Origin of the sequence: Gottfriedia sp. NPDC058432, from assembly GCF_042721555.1 — a bacterium.
Taxonomy (GTDB): domain Bacteria; phylum Bacillota; class Bacilli; order Bacillales; family Bacillaceae_G; genus Gottfriedia.
In genome coordinates, this window is record NZ_JBHXLC010000012.1 from 36,219 (window position 1) to 57,972 (window position 21,754).

General features: G+C 34.5%; 17 protein-coding genes. 9 read left to right on the forward strand and 8 right to left on the reverse strand.

What is annotated here, in order from left to right; all coding sequences use genetic code 11:
• Positions 1-43: 43 nt before the first annotated feature.
• From ACFWM3_RS13820 to nikC, 7 genes are all read right to left on the reverse strand, one after another.
• Positions 44-1,363 (reverse strand): transporter, encoded by a 1,320-nt coding sequence (locus ACFWM3_RS13820; protein ID WP_390311690.1) that lies wholly within the window; start codon positions 1,361-1,363, stop codon positions 44-46.
• A 2-nt stretch (positions 1,364-1,365) separates the two neighbouring features.
• On the reverse strand, positions 1,366-2,064 hold the full coding sequence (locus ACFWM3_RS13825) for a response regulator transcription factor (protein ID WP_056472862.1): 699 nt from the start codon (positions 2,062-2,064) through the stop codon (positions 1,366-1,368).
• Between the two features lie 15 nt (positions 2,065-2,079).
• Positions 2,080-2,829 carry a sensor histidine kinase gene (locus ACFWM3_RS13830; protein ID WP_056472866.1) on the reverse strand — a complete coding sequence of 250 codons (750 nt, stop codon included), beginning with the start codon at positions 2,827-2,829 and terminating at the stop codon, positions 2,080-2,082.
• A 308-nt stretch (positions 2,830-3,137) separates the two neighbouring features.
• Positions 3,138-4,124 (reverse strand): ABC transporter ATP-binding protein, encoded by a 987-nt coding sequence (locus ACFWM3_RS13835; protein WP_056472869.1) that lies wholly within the window; start codon positions 4,122-4,124, stop codon positions 3,138-3,140.
• On the reverse strand, positions 4,124-5,152 hold the full coding sequence (locus ACFWM3_RS13840; RefSeq protein WP_390311691.1) for an ABC transporter ATP-binding protein: 1,029 nt from the start codon (positions 5,150-5,152) through the stop codon (positions 4,124-4,126). Before ACFWM3_RS13840 ends, ACFWM3_RS13835 begins: the two co-directional genes overlap by 1 nt.
• Positions 5,153-5,164: 12 nt before the next feature.
• Positions 5,165-6,085 carry an ABC transporter permease gene (locus ACFWM3_RS13845; RefSeq protein WP_056472874.1) on the reverse strand — a complete coding sequence of 307 codons (921 nt, stop codon included), beginning with the start codon at positions 6,083-6,085 and terminating at the stop codon, positions 5,165-5,167.
• 12 nt (positions 6,086-6,097) lie between these two features.
• Positions 6,098-7,000 carry a nickel transporter permease gene (nikC, locus tag ACFWM3_RS13850; RefSeq protein WP_390311692.1) on the reverse strand — a complete coding sequence of 301 codons (903 nt, stop codon included), beginning with the start codon at positions 6,998-7,000 and terminating at the stop codon, positions 6,098-6,100.
• Positions 7,001-7,211: 211 nt separating this feature from the next.
• On the opposite strand from nikC, the gene ACFWM3_RS13855 reads away from it, so the two are divergent.
• The 9 genes from ACFWM3_RS13855 to ACFWM3_RS13895 all read left to right on the forward strand — a co-directional run bounded on the left by ACFWM3_RS13855 (position 7,212) and on the right by ACFWM3_RS13895 (position 20,811).
• Positions 7,212-8,768: a glutathione ABC transporter substrate-binding protein gene (locus tag ACFWM3_RS13855; RefSeq protein WP_056472881.1), complete on the forward strand. Its 1,557-nt coding sequence runs from the start codon at positions 7,212-7,214 to the stop codon at positions 8,766-8,768.
• Between the two features lie 245 nt (positions 8,769-9,013).
• Positions 9,014-10,492, forward strand: a complete 1,479-nt coding sequence (locus ACFWM3_RS13860) for an amidohydrolase family protein (protein WP_390311693.1) — start codon at positions 9,014-9,016, stop codon at positions 10,490-10,492.
• 31 nt (positions 10,493-10,523) lie between these two features.
• A complete protein-coding gene (locus tag ACFWM3_RS13865) occupies positions 10,524-12,011 on the forward strand; it encodes an amidohydrolase family protein (RefSeq protein WP_056473121.1) in 1,488 nt (495 codons plus the stop codon).
• Positions 12,012-12,136: 125 nt separating this feature from the next.
• Positions 12,137-13,702 carry a glutathione ABC transporter substrate-binding protein gene (locus ACFWM3_RS13870; protein ID WP_390311694.1) on the forward strand — a complete coding sequence of 522 codons (1,566 nt, stop codon included), beginning with the start codon at positions 12,137-12,139 and terminating at the stop codon, positions 13,700-13,702.
• Between the two features lie 668 nt (positions 13,703-14,370).
• Positions 14,371-15,642: an amidohydrolase family protein gene (locus ACFWM3_RS13875; protein ID WP_390311695.1), complete on the forward strand. Its 1,272-nt coding sequence runs from the start codon at positions 14,371-14,373 to the stop codon at positions 15,640-15,642.
• Between the two features lie 23 nt (positions 15,643-15,665).
• Positions 15,666-16,907, forward strand: a complete 1,242-nt coding sequence (locus ACFWM3_RS13880; RefSeq protein WP_390311696.1) for an amidohydrolase — start codon at positions 15,666-15,668, stop codon at positions 16,905-16,907.
• Positions 16,908-16,940: 33 nt separating this feature from the next.
• Positions 16,941-18,185 (forward strand): amidohydrolase, encoded by a 1,245-nt coding sequence (locus ACFWM3_RS13885; protein WP_390311697.1) that lies wholly within the window; start codon positions 16,941-16,943, stop codon positions 18,183-18,185.
• A gap of 405 nt (positions 18,186-18,590) precedes the next feature.
• Positions 18,591-19,496: a DMT family transporter gene (locus ACFWM3_RS13890; protein ID WP_390311698.1), complete on the forward strand. Its 906-nt coding sequence runs from the start codon at positions 18,591-18,593 to the stop codon at positions 19,494-19,496.
• Between the two features lie 19 nt (positions 19,497-19,515).
• Positions 19,516-20,811, forward strand: a complete 1,296-nt coding sequence (locus tag ACFWM3_RS13895; protein WP_056472900.1) for a uracil/xanthine transporter — start codon at positions 19,516-19,518, stop codon at positions 20,809-20,811.
• 182 nt (positions 20,812-20,993) lie between these two features.
• Here the strand turns inward: ACFWM3_RS13895 and ACFWM3_RS13900 are convergent, their stop codons facing one another.
• Positions 20,994-21,728, reverse strand: coding sequence for an alpha/beta hydrolase (locus ACFWM3_RS13900; protein WP_390311699.1), 735 nt, complete (start codon positions 21,726-21,728; stop codon positions 20,994-20,996).
• Positions 21,729-21,754 lie beyond the last annotated feature (26 nt).

A 21,754-nucleotide genomic window follows, 5' to 3' on the forward strand; every position in this document is an offset into this window, starting at 1 on the left:
CAACAACAAGAAGAGCTAATCAAGTCAACTGATTAGCTCTTCGTTACGACATATTTACAGTCTCTTTCTTACTAAAAAATTGGAGTGTAAAACCAAGAATAATAATCACAATAGAAAATAATAAGCTCAACCAAATACTTTCAAATTCACCTACATACGGCTGAACAATATAAGAAAGTATAATACTAAGTACAATACTAATTGGAATATAATTACCGACCTTATTCTTACTAAAGACAATAACTAAAATTGGAAATAACAATGCTGAATAGACATTTCCTGAGTAAAATAATAGCTCAATAATTTTTTTTGATTGAATAATTGTAGCGAAAAAGATGATCGCGCCAATAATCACAGATAGAAGATAAGCAAGTTTTATTTTTTTTTGATCATTTTTTATCGTATGAAATGGCTCTATTATATTGATAATGATTAAGCTAGCAAGCGAATGTAGAACCGCACCAAATGTAGAAGTAATTGCATTAAATGCACATAAAACAAAAAGTATGAAAAAAAATGGTGTTGTTATTTTATTTGCTAAACCGACTAATATTGATTGAATATCTGTAAAACCACCTGTAAATATAACAATAATAAAAAGGCATGAAAATGAAAGTGGGAAAATACACCATATTAAGCCTGATATTGAGAATGTTAAGCGGAGTTTTTTCGGTTCAATCATAAATAATCGGTGCCATGAAGTAATGTCAAAGAAAAACTGACCAAATCCGACTAATAAGCCAGAAAATAAAAAACCCCATAAATCGTAATGATCAATAACGAGCATGTATGGATGGTATAATTTAATCCCATCATATACGGGTTGAACACCCTCTTTTACGAAAAAATACAACGGAATTAAAATTGCCGCTGCAAACATTGTAATGACTTGGAATCCTGCTAATCCATGTATCATTTTTAATCCACCAAAACCTGCAAAAAGTACACAAAAGCTTATAAAAATGATTATTTCTATGTACAACGGTAAATTAAAAAGAAAATGAAATAAAGTAGAAGCAGTGATCGACTGTATATATAATATGTGTAAACTAGTTAATATTAAAATACAAATCATAATCCAATAACCAAGTGGATGTAGTTTTTTCTTCAAATAATCTCCAATTGTTAGACCATCAGGGTACTCCTGTCGAACCTTTTTCCCAATAAAACTAAATACAAATAAAGCAATAGCACCTAAAAATGCATATCCGATTCCACCAAATACGCCATATTTAATCATTGATTCTGGCGAAGATAATATCGTAGTTCCTGTTACCCAACGTGCCAAGAGAGAAATAATTCCCATTCCCATTCCAATTTGAATAGGACCTTGCACGTATTCTCTAAATGAACGTGAATTCACTGTTATTTTCCTTTCTCACGATACTCTTTTGGAGTAATGCCCTCAATTTTGCGGAATAAAGTACTAAAGTAATGCTGACTATTGAAGCCTGAGTTTTCTGCTACATCGGATATGTTCCAATTTGGATTATTTGTTAAATATCGCTTAGCTGCTTGTATTCTATAGTCTATTAAATATTCTGAAAACGATACACCGACTTCTTCGTGAAATTTTCTACTTAAATAAGTATGATTCGTATGAACTTCTCGAGCTACGTCAGAAAGAGACAGTTTTTCAGCGAAATGCTCATGAATATATAAAAGAGTTTGATGTATTAAACTAGAATATTGGTTTGACGTATCGGTATCACTATATTTAGATAAAACTTTATATAATTCACTTTCAATAATTGGCTTTGTTAAATAATCTAGAACGCCGATTCGGATTGACTGTTGAGCATAATCAAAACTTTGATATGCTGTAACCATAATAATATCTACGTCTTTATTTTGTGCTCTAAGCTCTTCGCCAAACTCTAGTCCAGACCGCCCAGGTAGATTGATATCTAGAAACGCAATGTTAATTTTATGATTTTGATTAATTGTTATTGCTTGGCATGCATCAGCAGCTTTATAAAATTTCCATAATGGAAACATATTTTTTATCAAATATTCCATCTGTTCAAGCTCTAATGGTTCATCATCTACTAATAATACATTCACTTCATTTTCCCTCCTTTACTCTATAGAGTCATATATAAGTGGCCAAACGACCTTAACATTTGTTCCTGATTCATTTGATGTAATCAGTACATGTCCACTGTTACCAAAATATAGTTGTAATCTCTTTTTTATATTGTCTAATCCATGGCCTTCTTGATTAGAAAAAGAATTAGTCATTCCCATTAAACCATTATCAATTACTTCTAAACAAACTAGCTCGGAATCTTGATAAAATCGAATATCCAGTAAAGCTTCTCCAACCTTTTTTTCTAAACCATGTTTAAATGAATTTTCTACTAATGTTTGCAAAATAAAAGGGGGGACTAGCGCTTTATATAATTCTTTTGGACAATCTAACTGAGTTTTAAGACGATCTCCAAACCGTAGTGTTTGAATATCTAAATAATATTGAGTATATTGTATTTCTTGATCTAAAGGGATTAATGGCTCTGAAGATTTATATTTAAACTTTAAAAATTGAGAGAATGTTTCTAGAGCTCGGATTAATTCCGAGGTTCGGTTTAAACGAGCTAAGCTTAATATGACATTGAGTGTATTAAATAAAAAGTGCGGTTGAATTTGCTGATTTAATTTATTGTACTGGGCTTCTTGTAATGCATGCTCTAACCGAATTTCTCTATTTTTATTTTCAAGTAAATCAATTCTTTTTTCAAAGATAAACAAAAATAATAAAGCAATAGCTCCCATAATAGGAGCTAAAATAAATAGCATAATTAGTAAAGTAAATCCCTCGTAACTAAGCATGAAGAACCTCAATTAGTTTTTTTAATAATATTTTTAATTTTTTCGAAAACTTTGTTTATAAATGGTTGATTACAACTAAAGTATCTCCAATGGAATGGAACGAAGCTGAGCATCCCACTGGAGATACTTAGAGGAGTCTCTAGCCTTCGCGCCTTTTTCCATAGGAGCCTTATAACATCTTGATTAAATCAAAATTCGATTTATAATCCAATTTTATAAGCATTTAATATTTTTAATAGAAGTAGAATTTCTACATGGCAGGATCAATTCTCTTCTTTTCCTTTACTTCACGCCTATAAGAATACTATTTAATTAATTATGTGACAAGCAACTTGATGATTTTGTTCAGATATTTTTAATTCAGGTACTTTTGTTTTGCAAATATCGATCGCGAAAGGGCATCTTGTGTGAAAACGACAACCGCTTGGAGGATCGATTGGAGAAGGTACATCTCCTGTTAAGATGATTCGTTCTCTTTGATGTACTGGGTTTGGTACTGGAATAGCAGATAATAGTGCACGTGTATAAGGATGCTGCGGATTTTCGAAAATAGATTTTTTATCGGCAATCTCAACAATCTTCCCTAAATACATTACCATTACACGGTCAGAAATATGTCTTACTACACCTAAATCATGTGAGATGAAAAGAAAGGTAAGTGAGAATTTTTTCTGTAACGATTTTAATAAGTTTAATACTTGAGCTTGGATTGAAACATCTAGAGCAGATACTGCTTCATCACAAATGATTAGTTTTGGATCAACTGCAAGTGCACGTGCAATTCCGACACGCTGACGTTGACCACCACTAAATTCATGAGGATATCTCTCCATTGCTTCTGGTCTTAAACCAACATGCCCTAATAATTCCTCAATTCTTGCTTTACGTTCTTCTTTTGGAACGACATCTTGAATTGCTAATGCTTCAGCTAAAATTTGTCCAATTGTTTGTCTAGGGTTAAGTGATGCAAACGGATCCTGGAAGATTACTTGCAGATCCTTTCTTATTTTACGCATTTCTTTTTTTCCTAAGCTTAATAAATCTTTTTCCTTAAAATGAATGCTTCCACTTGTAGGCTCGTCCAATCTTAGAATGGCTCTACCAGTAGTAGACTTACCACAACCGGATTCTCCAACAATGCTTAAAGTTTCTCCCTCATAAATGTTGAAGCTAATATCGTCTACAGCTTTTACGTGATTGACCGTTCTTCCTAAAATGCCACCTTTGATTGGAAAGTATTGTTTTAAATGATCTACATTAAGTAGTATTTTTTTATCCACTAGTTGTAATGACATTATTCAATCCCAACTTTCTCTTTGATGGTATAGTCTGTTTCCCATTGCGATGTGTACATCCAACAGCTGACTTCAGTATTTTTGTCGATTGTTTGTAAATCGGGCACTGACTGATGGCACATTTCCCTTGCGTGTGCGCAGCGTGGCGCAAAACTACAGCCTTTAGGCATATTATATGGACTAGGTACAGTACCAGGTATTGTTGTTAATTCATCTTGATCCATATCGAGACGTGGAAGAGAGTTTAATAACCCGATTGTGTATGGGTGTTTAGGGCTATTAAAAAGTTCTTTTGCTGAAGTATATTCAACAATTCTTCCAGCGTACATAACAGCCACTCGATCACAAGTCTCATAAACAACGCCTAAATCATGCGTGATTAATATTACGGCTGTACCTAAATCTTTTTGAAGTGATTTAATTAATTCCAGAATTTGAGCTTGAATTGTCACATCAAGAGCGGTAGTCGGTTCATCTGCGATTAATACTTCTGGGTGACAAGCAAGTGCCATTGCAATCATAACCCTTTGTCTCATTCCACCACTAAGCTCATGTGGCTCTTGCTTTGCACGTTTTTCAGGAGATGGGATCCCTACAAGTCGAAGCATTTCAACTGCTTTCTCCCAAGCTTCCTTTTTGCCTAATTTTTGGTGAAGACGAATCGCCTCTGCAATTTGTTCGCCAGCTGAATATACAGGATTTAGAGATGTCATCGGCTCTTGAAAAATCATTGAAATTTCATTTCCTCGAATGGAACGCATTTGCTTTTCTGTTTTTGCTAGTAAGTCTTCACCTTTAAAAAGAATACTGCCACCAGCTATTTTTCCTGGAGGAGAGGGGATTAATCCTAAAAGTGATAATGATGTAATACTTTTACCACTTCCAGATTCTCCTACTATTCCAAGTGTTTCACCTTTTTTTAGTGAAAAGCTAATTCCATTAACTGCTTTACTTGTTCCTTCATCTGTATAAAAGTAGGTTTGCAAATTTTTAACCTCAAGAATTGTTTCATCAAATTGTTTTTTCATAGTAGGACCTCCTTAATTCAAGTCAACTCGTTTATTAAAGTAACGGTAAAGAATATCAACAGCTAGATTCATAAATACAAAGATAACTGAAGCGATTAAAACTCCACCTTGAACCATCGGTAAATCTCTCGTTCTAATTGCATCAACAATTAATCTACCTAGTCCATTAATTGCAAAAACTGACTCTGTTAAAACGGTACCACCTAGTAATGCACCAAACTGAAGTCCAACAACAGTAATAACAGGAATAAGAGCATTCTTTAAACCATGTTTATAAATAATGACATGCTCTTTTAATCCTTTTGCTCTTGCTGTACGCATATAGTCTTGACGAACAACCTCAAGCATACTTGACCTAGTCATTCTAGCTACAATTGCCGCACCACCTGCACCTAATGTTAATGCTGGTAGGACCATATGTTTAAACGTTCCCCAGCCAGCAACTGGGAATATATGAAGATTAACTGAAAAGAAGTAGATCAGCATCAAACCAAACCAGAAACTTGGTAAAGAGATTCCTAGTAAAGCGACAATCATAATTGTAATATCAGCTGCAGAGTACTGTTTAGTCGCTGATATAATTCCTGCTAGCATACCAAGTACAACTGTAATGAAAATACTAGCCAGTGCAAGTTCAATTGTAATAGGCAAACGAATCATAATCTCATCTAATACTGGACGATTATTTCGAAGCGATTCACCAAAATCTCCTTGTAATACATGAACAACATAGTCGAAATACTGAATAATGACAGGACGATCAAGTCCAAGTGAATGACGAACCATTTCGATTGTTTGTTTCGTAGCACCTTCACCAGCAAGTAGTGTTGCTGGATCACCAGGAACCATCTGCATGATTAAAAAAACGACTAAACTTACACCAAGTAAAACCGGAATAGTTTGTATAATTCTTCTGACAATAAATAGAAACATTGACTTTCCTCCTTATTTTTTCATTCTTGGATCAAGAGCATCTCTTAGTCCATCTCCGAAAATATTAAATCCTAATACAAGTGTTGAAATCGCAATACCCGGAAATAAGGCAATGTGGGGTGCCGTAAATAAGTAATCACGTCCACTACTTAACATCGCTCCCCATTCTGGTGATGGAGGCTGAGCACCTAATCCTAGATATGATAAGCCTGCTGCTGAAAGAATAGCTGTAGCAAGTTTTAACGTAGCTTGGACAATTATTGGTGAAAGAATATTCGGGAAAATATGTTTGAAAATAATTGTTGAATCAGTTGCACCTAATGCACGAATTGCGTCTATATACTCAAGCTTTCTGACGGATAACGTAGATCCTCTAACGATTCGTGCAAACGTTGGGATTGAAAAGATACCGACAGCAACCATTACATTAATTAGACTAGGACCTAGTGCACTAATGATCGCAAGTGCTAGTAGAATACCTGGGAATGCTAGTAAAACATCAACAACCCTCATAATAATCGTATCAACCCATTTTCCGTAATAACCTGCAATCAACCCAAGAGTGATACCGAAAATTGCTCCAAATAGGACAGATACGAAACCAACAGAAATTGAAAGACGACTTCCATAAATGATTCTACTTAAAATATCTCTTCCTTTATCATCTGTTCCCATCCAATGTTCCAGCGATGGAGGTTGCAGTTTGTGCATTAAATCAATCGCAAAAGGATCCTTCGGTGAAATGAGTGGTGCCAAAAAAGCTACTAAAATATAAAAAAGTACGATATATCCACCAACTAGTGCCAATTTATTTTTTTTAAACTTCTTATAAAATACTTTCCATCTTTTTAGTTTTTGAGATTCTTTTTTTTCTGATTTGATTTCATTGTTATTCAATACAATCTCTGTTTTCATTCTTTTTCCCCCTTTTCTTTGTTTAAATTTATTCAAAATTAGAATTGAAGTAAATATAATGCGGAAAAGCAGTAAAGATAATTAAAAAACGAGTAAAGATTCTGAAAATATAAAATTTTATTTTTTTTTATAATTTGAATAAGCCTACGTACTCAGGAAAAATGGTGAACAAGAGAATCATGGGGGCAAGTATAAGAGGAGGAAGAAAAAAATGAAGAAAAAGACAGCTGGAGTATTATTTGCATCATTATTAACAGTTTCTACTGCGCTTGCAGGTTGTACATCAGACCAAACAAGCAGTAGTGCAACAGGAACAAAGGCAAAAGCAGGGGGAACATTGGTTGTAGCTAGACTATCTGATGCGACTACATTAGATCCACATTTTATTACTGATATACCATCAGCAAACGTTGTTTATGAAAAGGTATATGAAACATTAGTTGAACCAGATAAAAATATGGAGCCAAAACCTCTTTTAGCAACAGAATGGAAGCAAATTGATAACGTGACTTGGGAGTTCAAATTACGCAAAGGCGTTAAGTTCCAGGATGGATCACCATTTAATGCAGATGCAGTTAAAACAAATTTTGATCGAGTACTTGACCCAAAAACTGCATCACCACAAGCTGGTAAATTTGAAATGATAAAAGAAGTTAAAGTGGTAGATGATTCAACTGTTCAATTTATTTTGAAATACCCATATGCTCCACTTTTATCAATTTTAATGAGTAATGAAGGAGATATTATTAGTCCAAAATCGATTAAAGAAAACAGTGATAAAATTGGACGAAATCCAGTTGGAACTGGTCCTTATGTATTTAAATCTTGGAAATCAGGGGAAGAAATTAAAATTGAAAAAAATAAAGATTACTGGGGTAATAAGCCTAAAATTGATGGTGTAGTCTTTAAAGTAGTTCCTGAAGATGCTACAAGATTAGCGATGATCGAAACTGGTGAAGCACATGTAACTGATCAAGTGCCTGTAACAGAAATCGATCGAATTGAAGCTTCTGACACAATGGATTTATACCGCACAGATGGACTAGCTGTAGAATATTTAAGCTTCAATACAAAGAAAAAACCATTTAATGATGTTCGTGTCCGTCAAGCGATTGCACATGCAATTGAAGTAGATTCAATTATTAAAGGTGTATATAACGATGTTGGAACAAAAGCAAATTCAACAATGAGTCCAAAAGTATTTGGATATGATCCGAATATTAAAGGCTATAATTACGATATTAATGAATCTAAAAAGCTATTAAAAGAAGCAGGAATTAAAGACGGCCTATCATTTACACTTACAACTAGTGACCGTAAAGAAAGAATAAATATGGCTGAAGTTATTCAATCTCAATTAAAAGGGATTGGTATTAATGTGAAAATTCAAGTACTTGAATACGGAGCTTATATTGATGCAATTGCAAAAGGTCAACATCAAGTTTCAATTGGTGGATGGGGAAATGCTACTGGTGATGGCGACTATAACCAATTTAACTTATTTGATAGTAAATCCCAAGGTGCAGCAGGAAATAGTTCATTCTATAGTAACCCAGAAGTTGATAAATTAATTGAATCAGCTCGTCAAGAATCGGATAGCGAAAAACGTAAAGAACTTTATGCTCAAGCACAGGAAATTGAAAACAAAGATGTACCATATGTACCTATTCGTAACTATGAGCATTTAGCAGTTACTGCCTCATCAGTTAAAGGACTTTGGTTAAACCCAGCAAGTTATTTAATGCTTGATGATGTAACAGTGAAATAAGTAATTCAGACTGTTGACAAACGCTCGCTTTCTTCGTTGCTTCGTCTGTCTGCGGTGCTCATTACCGTCTAAGGTAACTCCGCTCCTCACCAGACTTCGCGCCTCGAAAGACAAGCGTTTTCAATCAGTCTGAGTATCAAAATTTAGAACTTTGTTTACAAACTGACAGCATAATCGTATTATGCTGTTTTTTTGAGAATATCACAAATTCATGAAGATCAGCCTAAAGAATAGGAGGAGAAAAAATGATTGATTTGCTATTAGTTAATGGAACTGTTATCACAATGGATGCACAAAGAAGAATTATCCAAAATGGTGCAGTTGCAATTCATAATGGGAGAATTGTAGACGTTGATTTAACTGAAAACTTGAATACTAAGTATGAGGCTAAGAAAGTAATTGATTGTAGTCATCAATGTATTTTACCAGGATTAATAGATGTTCATGGCCATGGTGGTCATTCGATGTTTAAAACAATTGCGATGGAAAATATCGATTTTTGGATGCCGATTATGACGAATACATACAAGCATTATGTGACTGATGATTTTTGGTATTACGAAGGAAAGTTATCAGCACTTGAACGTTTAAAAGCAGGCATAACAACGGGAGTTAGCGTTTTAGGCTCAGAACCGAGATCGGATGATCCAATCTTTGCAATAAACCATGCAAAAGCATACAACGAAGTAGGTGTGCGTGAAGTAGTTTGTACTGGTCCGTGTAACCCACCTTGGCCACATTCATTTAGTAGATGGGTTGATGGGAAAAGAATTGAGAAAGAAGTTACTTATGAAGAAGTACTAAAAGGAGCAGAAGCTGTTATTGAAGCGTTAAATCATGCAAATGATGATCGAACAAGAGCTTTTATTACACCATTTGTTATTGTAACGTCTGTTGATCCTTCATACCCGACTTCTCCAGATCGACTTTACGGGTTAACAAAACATGATCTTTATCAAGCTAAAAAAATAAGAGAGATTGCTAGGAAATATAATACAAGAATTCACTCAGATGCATTTGGTGGAATGATTCATTTAGCAATTCAAGATAAAGAAAATGCGTTATTAGGTCCTGATGTTCATCTTCAGCATTGTCGAGGAATTTCATTCGATGAAGCCAAAATATTAGCTGAAACTGGTACAAATATTAGTGCTTCTCCAGGCTTTGGACAAATTAATGCACGTACACCAATTACAGAATTAATTGAAATGGGAGCAACTGTTGCGATTTCTACAGATGGTACCTCACCATCTACGAGCTTTGATTTATTCCAGGCAATGAGGAAAACACAGTTTGTACATCAAGCAGCGCTTAGAGACTATTATTATTTACCACCTGGCAAGCTTTTAGAAATGATCACGATTGATGCAGCAAAATGTATTGGCTGGGATGATGAAATTGGTTCACTTGAAATTGGGAAAAAAGCAGATGTCATCACAGTTAATCTTCATCAACCACATTTGACGCCAGAGTATATGCATGTTCATCGCTTAGTATTTCAAGCAGTAGCAAATGATGTACACCACGTAATTGTAGATGGAAAACTTATTATGGAAGGTAGAAATGTACATACCGTTCATGAAAGCACTGTTTTAAATGAAGCAAATGAAGAAGCTTTTGCAACGATTAAACGCGCTGGATTAGAAAAATATATGCAACCTACAAAGTATTTCTGGGGTCATGCCCGTGCCTATGTTGACGAGATGAGGTATGTTGAAAAATAAAATAAAATTTTCAAATTCGAAGGGAGAAAAAATGAAAACGAAGCTAAAGGGAAGATATGTAATTGGATTTGACGGAAGAGAACATGTCATATTGGAAAATGCAGAAATCGTATATGAAAAAGATACAATTTTGTTTGTTGGAAAAAACTATACAGAAGAAGTAGATCAAGTAATTGACGTTGGAAACGCGATCCTTAGTCCTGGTTTTATTGATTTAAATGCTCTAGGTGATATTGATCATGATATTTTGCATTTAGAAGCGAAACCAAATAGACAAAAAAATCTTCTTTGGTCTGAGGAGTTTGTAAAGAATGGGCATCATGAGCTAATGAGTGAGGAGGATGAAGCATTTAAATCTTTATATGCATATTCTCAGCTTATTTTAAATGGAATTACTACTGCTATGCCGATTACATCCGTTTTTTATAAAAATTGGGCTGAAACATTTGAAGAGTTAGTAGCTGCAGCAAATCATGCGGGAAAACTAGGATTGAGAATTTATCTTGGACCAAGCTATCAAGCGGGAATTAGAGTAGTCGAACCTGATGGGAATATTAAAATTCATTGGGATGAAAAAGCGGGTGAGGATGGGTTAGAAAGAGCAGTAAAGTTTGTTGAAACTTTCGATGGTGCATTTGATGGATTGGTCAGAGGGATGTTAGCTCCAGAAAGAATAGAATCACAGACTGAAGAAATTTTAGTAAAAACAAAATATTACAGTGAAAAATTAAACGTTCCAATCAAGCTCCATGCAGCGCAAGGAAGTTTTGAATTTAATACAATTTTAAAAGAGCACGGAGTTACACCAATTAAATATTTATATAATCTTGGATTCTTAGGTCCAAATACAGGAATACCACACGCTCATTTTGTATCGGGCTATAGTGGAGCGAATTACAATATTGATAATGACATTTCACTTCTAAAAGAAACAAATACGACTGTTATCCATTGTCCACTTATTATAGGAAGACATGGAGAAGGGCTTGAATCATATGCAAAATATAGAAAAGAAGGAATCAATATTGCATTAGGTACTGATACTTTCCCTCCAGATATTTTTCAAAATGTACGTACTGGTAGTATGCTTTCAAGACTTGTAGAAAAAGAAGTTGAAGGATCTACATACGCTGATTTCTTCAATTCTATCACTCTAGGTGCAGCGGCATTTCTAAATCGTGAAGATTTAGGTCGCATTGCCGTCGGAGCAAAGGCGGATATCATTGCGATTGATTTAAATGGATTCCATATGGGAGTTATTGATGATCCAATTCGTACTATGTTTGTAAGTGGTTCAGGTAGAGATGTAAAACTATCAATTATAAATGGAAGAATTGTGATGCAAGATCAAGTAATTCCTAATCTTGATATGGAGGTATTAAAAGAAAAAGGTCAAGTGTATTTTAATAAGATGAGAAGAGGATATATGGAAAGAGATTACGAACAACTTCCTGAAAATGAGCTATTCTCAACATCTTTTAAAAGGCTTGAATCAATTAAAGAACTAGAAACAAAGTAAAATGATTGAAAAAGAAGTAAAGAAACTGAAAAAACAGGTAAAGATATTCAAAAATAATTATCAGAATATTTTATATAATTAGATAAATATTTGTAAGACAAACTTTAAACAGGGAGGCAGTGCCATTGAAACTAAAATCAGGAATAGGTAAATGTTTTCTAGTATTATTTTCTGCTATCACAATTACAGGATGTTCATCTAATCAAGACGTAGGTACGAAAGCAAATGGACAAGCAAATGATTCCAAAGGAGGAAGCACGCTAGTAATCGCTCGGTTATCAGATGCCGAAAATTTAGATCAGCAATTTATGTCTACAATAAATGCTGCGAGTGTTACCCATCATAAAATTTATGAAGGTCTAGTCCAACGAGATGAAAATAATGAAATTCAACCGATGCTAGCAGAGTCATGGAATCAAATCAATGATAAAACTTGGGAATTTAAACTACGACATGATGTGAAGTTTCACGATGGTACACCATTTAATGCAGAGGCTGTAAAGAAAACATTTGATCGTTTATTAGATCCTAAAGTTGCTTCACCAAGAGCTGTAGTCTTCAAAATGGTAAAAGAAGTTAAAGTAGTCGATGAATATACTGTTCAATTTATTTTAAGCGAGCCATTCTCACCACTTCTATCAATTTTAGCAAATCATGAAGGTGGAATTATAAGTCCTAAAACAATTGATAAATATGGTAAGAACATTATTCAAGAACCAAACGGAACAGGTCCATTTAAATTTAAATCATGGTCTCCAGGTCAGGATATTATACTAGTTAAAAATGAAGATTACTGGGGGAAAAAACCAAAGATTGACAAGGTTGACTTCAAGGTTGTTCCAGAAGACTCAACAAGAATTTCAATGATAGAAACAGGAGAAGCTCAAATCGCAGAACCACTCCCAATAGCAGTTATGAATCAAGTTGAATCATCCTCGGCTATGGAAGTGTACCGAAGTGAAGGATACGGAACAGAGTATATCGGATTCAATGTAACGAAAAAACCGTTTAATGACGTACGTGTCCGTAAAGCGATCGCTCATGCAGTTGAAATGGATTCGATTATTAAAGGTGTATTTAACAATGTCGGTAAAAAAGCAAATTCAGCAATGGGCTCAAAAGTATTTGGATACGATGAACAATTAAAAGCATACAATTACAATTTAAAAGAAGCGAAGAAACTATTAACAGAAGCTGGTTATCCTGATGGATTTGATGCAACGATCCTAACGATGGATAGTAAAGAAAGAGTAAATTTAGCAGAAGTTCTTCAATCACAATTAAAAGGAATTGGCATTAATTTAAAAGTACAAGTGATGGAATACGGCTCGTTCGTTGAGAAAGTTAATAAAGGTCAATCAGAAATGTTTATTATTAGCTGGAGAAACGCAACAGGAGATGCTGATTACAACCAGTACAATCTATTCCACTCAGACTCACGTGGCGCTGCTGGAAACACATTCTTCTATAGCAATCCAAAAGTAGATGACTTAATAAATGCTGGAAGAAAAGAAAAAGACGAAGCAAAACGTAAAGAAATTTACGCTCAAGCACAAGAAATTGAAATGGCAGATTCACCTTATATTCCTGTAAGAGTAATTGAAAATGTCGCAGCCATCTCGAAAAATGTAAAAGGCTTCTCAATCAGCCCTTCAGGCTATTTAGAGATTAATGACGTAACAATTAAATAATCTGATTTTTCTGCAAGTGAAGGTTCATCCTGATTTAGGGTGAACTTTCTTGCGTGTAGAAGTAAAACTATATCTTACTCAGACAGGTATTTGAGTAACGGGTTCATTAGTAAGTAAAACAGTAAAAGGAAGAGAATAGCTTACTCATAGAGGGTTCATGAGTAAGTAAAACAGCAAAAAAAAGAAAATAACTTCCTCATAGAGGGTTCATGAGGAAGTAAAACTGCAAAAAAATGAAAATAGCTTACTCATAGAGGGTTCATGAGTAAGTAAAACAGCAAAAGGAAGAAAATAACTTCCTCATAGAGGGTTCATGAGTAAGTAAAACAGCAAAAAAAGAAAATAACTTCCTCATAGAGGTTTCATGGGGAAGAAAAACAGAGCCTTAAAGATAAACTTTTACGTGATGAATAAGTTGATTGGAACGAATCTTGCTCGACTCTTATGGGAGATGCGGGAAGCCAAAGACCCCACAGGTGCGCCGAGGAGTGTCAGGTCTCACCCCATGGAAAGCGAGCATCCTGTAGTGGAAATCAACCAACGAACAATTAATTAACAACAAAACTAATGATGAAATAGCAATTAGTAAAAATAACTTAAAAATATGTAAATATACTAAAATCAAAATATTTCAAACAGACTTATAATTAAAATAGAATCAAAATTTAATGTGGGATGGAAGGGTGAGTATATTGTCAAAATCGTATTGGTTAACAAATGTAAATCTGGAAAATGGTTTTACTTATAATGACAATGAAGTAATCAACGGAACTGCAACTGGAAAGTACAACGTTAAAATTGAAAATGGAAAAATTGCTTCTATTCAATTAGTTAGTGATTTAATTGCTGATCAATTGCCACAATATGATGTGCAAGGCCTTCTAATGGTTCCTTCATTTAAAGAAATGCATATTCATATTGATAAAACTTATTATGGTGGACCATGGAAAGCGTGTATGCCAGCAACAAATGGTGTGAAAACACGTATTGAAGAAGAGCAAATTTTATTACCAAAATTATTACCAACTGCTAAAGAAAGAGCAGAAAAAATGCTAGATCTATTATTAAGTTACGGTACGACTCACATTCGTACACACTGTAATATTGATCCAGTTATCGGATTAAAAAACTTAGAAGCAACACTGCAAGCTTTAGAAGGATATAAAGATAAATTAACACATGAAATTGTTGCATTTCCACAACACGGACTTTTAAGAAGTCACTCTGTCGAACTAGTAAGAGAAGCGATGAAATATGGAGCAAATCTAGTAGGTGGAGTTGACCCAGCTTCAATCGATGAAAACATCGAACGTTCTCTTGAGACGATTATGGAGATAGCAGTTGAATCAAATTCTGATATCGATGTTCATTTACATGACCCAGATCATCTTGGTTTATTTACAATGCAAAGATTAGCAGCATTAACTGAAAAAGCTGGATGGCAAGGAAGAGTTACAGTAAGTCATGCAAGTGGTTTAGCTGATCTTTCTGTTCCAGATGCTACTGCGATTGCTGAGAGATTTGCTGATTTAGGAATTTCGATTACTTCTACAGTTCCAATTTTTAGAACAATTCCAATTCCTTTACTAAGTGAAAAAGGCGTAAAAGTCGAATTAGGGAATGACAGCATTACAGATCATTGGACTCCATTTGGAATTGGAGATAATCTTGAAAAAGTTGGAAGACTTGCTGAAAGATTTAGATATATTGAAGAAAAATCACTTGCTAATAGTCTTGGATTTATTACAGGCGGAGTAACTCCTTTAAATAATGAAGGTGAAAGAGCATGGCCAAATGTAGGAGATGAAGCAAACATCGTACTTGTAGAAGCTACTTGCTCAGCTGAAGCTGTTGCGAGACGAGCAAAACGAGCTGCAGTTATTTTTAAAGGTAATGTTGTAAGTGGTTCAATTTCAAATCTTGAATCAACAACAGTTTAAGTTTTATTAAAGAGAGTGATGAGATGAATCAATCATATTGGCTTAAGAATGTAAAACTTGATAGCGGATTTGTATTTGAAAATGGAAAAATTGATCGTACTGAGACTACTCTATACAATTTACTAATTAATGATGGGAAAATTGAACAATTACAATTGGCTAATTTACCATTACAAACAGATCTACCAGTCCAGGACGCAAAAAATTTACTAGCTTTACCTGCTTTTAAAGAAATGCATAATCATTTAGATAAGACTTATCTTGGACTTCCATGGAAGGCTTGTATTCCTGCAGCAAATTTAGTAGAGAGATTAAATTTGGAAGCAGCCGAACTTGTTGAACTAGCTGAAACAGGTCAACATCGTGCTGAACAAATGCTTCATCTATTATTAAAAGGTGGCGCGACCCATGTTCGAACACATGTTAATATTGATCCGTTTATTGGCTTGAAAAATTTAGAAGAAATTCAAAAAGCACTTTATACGTATAAAGATAAGATGACTCACGAAATTGTTGCCTTTCCTCAGCACGGATTACTTCGTACAAATAGTAAATCTTTCATGAAAACTGCGATGAGAGAGGGAGCAACGATTGTCGGAGGATTAGATCCTGGTGGTATTGATCAAAATATTGAACTTTCATTATTTGAAATGGTTGATCTAGCAGTACAGTTTGATGCTGATATAGATATTCATATTCATGACCCAGGCCATCTTGGTTTTTATACAATACAAAAACTAGTTTCATTTATAGAACAAGCTGGTTGGTATAATCGCGTAGCAGTAAGTCATGCATTTGCGTTAGGTGACGTACCGAAAAATGAATCCGTTGAAATGGCTAGCAAACTAGCAAACTTAGGCGTATCGATTATGTCGACTGTTCCAATCAACAGAATAATGCCTCCTGTTGATTTATTACATTCAAAAGGTGTACAAGTTGCTTTAGGTTGTGATGGTTTCTATGATTCTTGGTCTCCACATGGAACTGGAGACATGTTAGAAAAAGCTGGAAGATTAGCTGAGAGATACAATTGGAATAATGAATACGGGCTATCTCAAACATTGCAATTTATTACTGGTGGTATAAGGACTCTTGATGAAAAGGGTACCCAGTTATGGCCAAAGGTTGGAGATGAAGCAAGTATGGTTTTAGTAGATGCATCATGTTCTGCAGAGGCCGTTGCAAGACGCGCAAAACGTGCTGCTGTTATGGCTAAAGGAAATATTGTTTATGGTGGACTGAATTACGAAGCAGCTTTGAAGTAAAGGAACAATTAATTACAAGAAGGGGTGAAATTCATGAAATCTAGCTATTGGTTAAAAAATGCTCGATTAGAAATTGGTTTTGAAAAAGAAGACGGAAAAGTGATTGGTACTGCAACTGAATTATTCCATCTATTTATAGAAAATGGAAAAATCACGCGAATAACAAAAGACGAAACGGCTATTACAAGTGAATTTACAGTTCAAGATGCAGAAGGATTACTAGTTTTACCTTCTTTTATTGAAAAACATGTACATCTAGATAAAACGTTAATGGGAGATGTATGGAGAGCTTGCACTCCAACTTCAAGTGTTATAGAACGTTTTGAATATGAAAAAATGGTTTTACCAACAATTGCTTCAAGTACGAAGGAGCGTGCAGAAGCTTTACTTGAAATCCTTTTAGCTTCAGGCTCTACACATGTGAGAACGCATGTTGATATTTACCCAGAGGTTGGAATAAGAAATTTAGAGCAAGTCGAACAAGCATTAGCTAATTATTCGAACCGACTTAGCTCCGAAGTTGTAGCATTTGCTCAACATGGATTATTAAGGTCGAATGCTTTCAATTATGTCAGAGAAGCCTTAAGAAATGGCGCAGGAATTGTTGGCTCAGTTGATCCTGCTATTGTAGACCAAAATATTGAGGAGTCATTATACCAACTTTATAATTTAGCAGTTGAAGCTGATGCAGATATTGATATACATTTACACGATCCAGGTCATCTAGGCTCATTTACGATGAAGCGTATAGTAGAATTTACTAAACAAGCAGGCTGGGAAGGAAGAGTAGCCATCAGTCATGCATTTGGAATCGGTGATATCCCAAGGGAAGAAGCGTACGAACTGGCAAATAGTTTTAGAGACGCTGGAATTTCGATCGTTACAAGTGTTCCAATTAATAGACAAATGCCTCCAGTGGATTTACTAAATGAGCGAGGTGTCGAAGTAGCAGTAGGTAATGACAATATTTTTGATGTTTGGTCTCCACTAGGAAATGGCGATATTCTTGAAAGAGCGGGAAGACTAGCTGAACGCTTTAGATGGATTGATGAAGTATCTTTAGCACAAACATTAAAATATATTACAGGTGGAAAAACTCCACTAGATATTGATGGAAACCAAGTGTGGCCAAAAATAGGAGATTCAGCAAATCTAGTATTAGTTGATGCAAGCTGTTCAGCAGAGGCTGTTGCAAGACGCGCAAATCGTAAAGCAGTTATATATAATGGGAAAATCGTTAGTGGTTCATTAAGTGAAGAAAGATTGATTCGTAAATAAATAGAACAATTAGAAGTATAGGATAGGGAAAAGCTAAGTGGGCTTTTTGCTAATCCCATTTAGCTTATGTTAAAAAAGGATGCCAAAAAGCCTCCCCAAGGAAAATAAACATCCAAACAATAGACTATAAACTACTTAACCTGTCCGAAAAAATAGTAACAAAGCTTAGAAAAAAGCCTAAATATTAGAAGAAAAAGGATCTCTAGAATTTTCTAGATTTCCTTTTTCATTTTTTCACATTAAGAAATGATAAATCGGGAACTAGGAAGATTATTCGACGTCGTAGTCAATTTCAGGAATTAAGGTCAGGAATTAAGTATAAGTGCAACTACGCCTCTGTCTTCTCCTGAAGGCTCGTCAATCGACGGGTTTACTTTAAAATAATTCGAGAAAGCAGGCTGTAAAATGGTTCGTTCTTACCTATTATTACTTTTTTGTGTAATCTGTTGGGGAAGTAATTTTGTTTTTGGTTCAATATTAGTAAAAGAATTTCCACCAGTATTATTGTCAGCGTTAAGATTGTGCTTTATATTACTATTTATGGCTTTCTATGCGTTAATGAAGAAAAAGTGGAAAAAGATTAAGACAAAAGATTGGTTTATGATTGTTTTACTAGGGTTAATTGGTACTTGTATTAATCAATGGTCATTTTATTCCGCTTTAGAAACAACCCATCCTACAACTTCTGCATTAATACTTGCGCTTGCTCCTCTTACTACATCTTTTTTAGCTTCAATATTTTTAAAGGAAAGACTAACAAAAGGTTTTGTATTAGGTTCAATTATAGCTTTTATAGGTGTTTTTTTTGTGATTACAAACGGACAAAAGCTTCAAATTACAATTGGCTTGATTTGGATTTTTCTAACTATGCTCACTTTTTCAATCTCAATTATTATGATAAAAAAGCTAACAGCTAACTATGAATCCGCCACAATCACACTTTACTCCAATTTTATTGGTTTTGGAGGTTTACTACCGATTGCACTTTTATCAGATACTTCAGGGGCTTTGAGTAGGGAAGCGATGCCTTGGATCCTATTAATTGTAACAGCTATTGTTATGCATGGAATTTGTACTTTAATTTGGAATCATCAAATTCAAATAGTCGGAGCATCAAAAGCGGCTATGTTTCTAAACTTAGAACCTTTTGTGGCGATGCTAGTTGGATTGATTGTCTTAAAAAATCATATTACTGTATCACAACTTTTAGGTGGAGCATTCATTATTATTGGTGTTTTTCTTTCAACTTCATTAAAATGGAGAAAGGTGATTAAAGACACAGTCTATATAAAAGACACAAAGAATTTTTAAGCAAGAGGAGGAGGAAACTATGAAAAACGCGAGGGTTTCTACTACTCTTTTTTCATCGGTTCAATGGCTATTTTTTATTTTTGCGAATACGATTGTAGTCCCTATATCAATAGGAGCTGCATTTCATTTGCCTTCAGATGTTATTGAAAGTACGATCAGAAGTTCACTGATCTTCACTGGTATTGCATCCGTTTTACAAGGATGGATTGGCCATAAATATCCAGTCATGGAGGGGCATTCTGGTTTATTGTGGGGAGTTATGCTAAATCTAGGATTATCAGCCTCTTCTTTTGGGTTAAGTTATACAGAAATTGGAGGGGGAATGGCAACTGGATTTATTGCAGCAGGTATTGTTACATTACTTTTATCTGCATTTAATTTGATTTCATTTCTTCAAAAAATATTTACTCCAATGGTTATGACAGTTTATTTATTTTTACTTTCATTTCAACTTATATTTGTATTCTTTAAAGGAATGCTTGGAATTACGAGTAAAGGTCAAATCAGTATATCAATCAGTATACTTTCTTTATGCATCGTATTATTTGTTAGTATTTTAAAATTAAAAGGTTCTCGTATAATTAGCAATTTTTCAATATTAATTGGCATTATCGTAGGGTGGTTATTCTACTCGATTTTATTTGGATCAGATGCAAAAGAAGTAGGGGCGGCAAGTGCTCACTTTTCTTTATTCCCATTAGGAGCACCAAATTTAGAAATAGGCATTATTGCGATCTCATTTTTTGCAGGAATTATGAATTTAAGTAATACATTTGCATCAATTAAAGCTGCATCTGATTTGCTAAAAGAAGAAGCGAGTACAAAACAATATCGTTTCTCACTATTATTCACTGGCGGCTTTACAATTATTGCTGCATTATTTGGAATTGTTCCATACACTCCATTTACATCATCACTTGGATTTTTGCAAAGTACACAAATATATGAAAGAAAGCCATTTATATACGGGGGAGCACTGCTAGCAATAATTGGCGTACTTCCACCATTAATTTCATTTTTAGCAACTATGCCTGTCACAGTTGGAAATGCGGTATTATTTGTCGCATATCTTCAATTGTTTGGAACAGCATTTAGTAGTACGAATGGAAAAGTATTTACATCAGATACAATTTTTAGACTGGCAGCCCCAGTTTTAGTAGGGGTAAGCTTAATGAATATTGCCCCTGGAACATTTGGAAATCTTCCAACGATTGTTCAACCATTTTTAACAAATGGACTAATTATGGGTGTAATTCTTTCAATTTTATTAGAGAAATCGATTAACTGGAATCAGTTTGAGAAGGTAAAAGGATAAAAAACACGGCCCGAGGAAAATATCCTTGGGCCTATTTTTATTAATGGCCTGTCAATTTTAACTATTGATTTTAGAAACGACCACCAAAAAGGTATTAACTTTTCAAGTAAAGAAAAAAGAACCTTCTTATATTGAAGATTCTTTAACTTACTCTCTAGCATGATCATGACGATAAAGTCATTTTATTTTCCTTGCTCATCCAGCCACATGGTTGTGACTTCAATCATTTTATCTTGTTGTTGCTTCGCTGTTATTGTAGCGTTTTTATCTCCTTTTTGCTTTCCATACATCCCAAATTGTGCATGGTTGCCACCTAGCACCTCATACATGGTTGCGTCTTTTGATAATAAATGTTTCGTTTCATTAATTTTTGACAATGTAGATAATCCATCACGTTCTGCGTATAACGATAACATTGGTACATTAAAGTTTGAAAAGTCATTAGAATTACTTGGATACGACCCTAGAAAGATTATACCTCCTATCTTGTTCATATTCTTATAGGCATAAGAAGCAGCCGCGGCTCCGCCAAGGGAATGTCCACCAATATACCATTTCTTTATAGAAGGATAACTTTGCATTACTTCTTCAGCTTTATTCACATCAAAAATAGCAAAATTAAACTTAACACTTGGAATAATAACAGTATAGCCATCTTTTGCTAGTCCTTTTGCAAAATAACTGTAAGCATCAGGCTCAACCTTAGCTCCAGGATATAAAATGATTCCAGTTTCTTTATTTTCCTGAGGTTTAAAAATATCCCAATGGTGTTTATGATCAGTATCCACGTTACCGACTAATGAGTACATCTCCTTTGAAGGCTTATACGACTGTTGAGACCAAATATAAAATCCTGTAAATGCGAGTAATAGTAATATAACTAAACTAATTATGCCGTACTTTAAAATAGTTTTCATTATGACTCCATTTTTGTTATTTGTTG

Coding starts and splice junctions, on each gene's coding strand:
- ACFWM3_RS13860 (WP_390311693.1), top strand. CDS start 9,014: ATGATTGATTTGCTATTAGTTAATGGAACTGTTATCACAATGGATGCA.
- ACFWM3_RS13865 (WP_056473121.1), top strand. CDS start 10,524: ATGAAAACGAAGCTAAAGGGAAGATATGTAATTGGATTTGACGGAAGA.
- ACFWM3_RS13900 (WP_390311699.1), bottom strand. CDS start 21,728: ATGAAAACTATTTTAAAGTACGGCATAATTAGTTTAGTTATATTACTA.
- nikC (WP_390311692.1), bottom strand. CDS start 7,000: ATGAAAACAGAGATTGTATTGAATAACAATGAAATCAAATCAGAAAAA.
- ACFWM3_RS13890 (WP_390311698.1), top strand. CDS start 18,591: ATGGTTCGTTCTTACCTATTATTACTTTTTTGTGTAATCTGTTGGGGA.
- ACFWM3_RS13855 (WP_056472881.1), top strand. CDS start 7,212: ATGAAGAAAAAGACAGCTGGAGTATTATTTGCATCATTATTAACAGTT.
- ACFWM3_RS13835 (WP_056472869.1), bottom strand. CDS start 4,124: ATGTCATTACAACTAGTGGATAAAAAAATACTACTTAATGTAGATCAT.
- ACFWM3_RS13830 (WP_056472866.1), bottom strand. CDS start 2,829: ATGCTTAGTTACGAGGGATTTACTTTACTAATTATGCTATTTATTTTA.
- ACFWM3_RS13880 (WP_390311696.1), top strand. CDS start 15,666: ATGAATCAATCATATTGGCTTAAGAATGTAAAACTTGATAGCGGATTT.
- ACFWM3_RS13875 (WP_390311695.1), top strand. CDS start 14,371: ATGTGGGATGGAAGGGTGAGTATATTGTCAAAATCGTATTGGTTAACA.
- ACFWM3_RS13895 (WP_056472900.1), top strand. CDS start 19,516: ATGAAAAACGCGAGGGTTTCTACTACTCTTTTTTCATCGGTTCAATGG.
- ACFWM3_RS13885 (WP_390311697.1), top strand. CDS start 16,941: ATGAAATCTAGCTATTGGTTAAAAAATGCTCGATTAGAAATTGGTTTT.
- ACFWM3_RS13840 (WP_390311691.1), bottom strand. CDS start 5,152: ATGAAAAAACAATTTGATGAAACAATTCTTGAGGTTAAAAATTTGCAA.
- ACFWM3_RS13845 (WP_056472874.1), bottom strand. CDS start 6,085: ATGTTTCTATTTATTGTCAGAAGAATTATACAAACTATTCCGGTTTTA.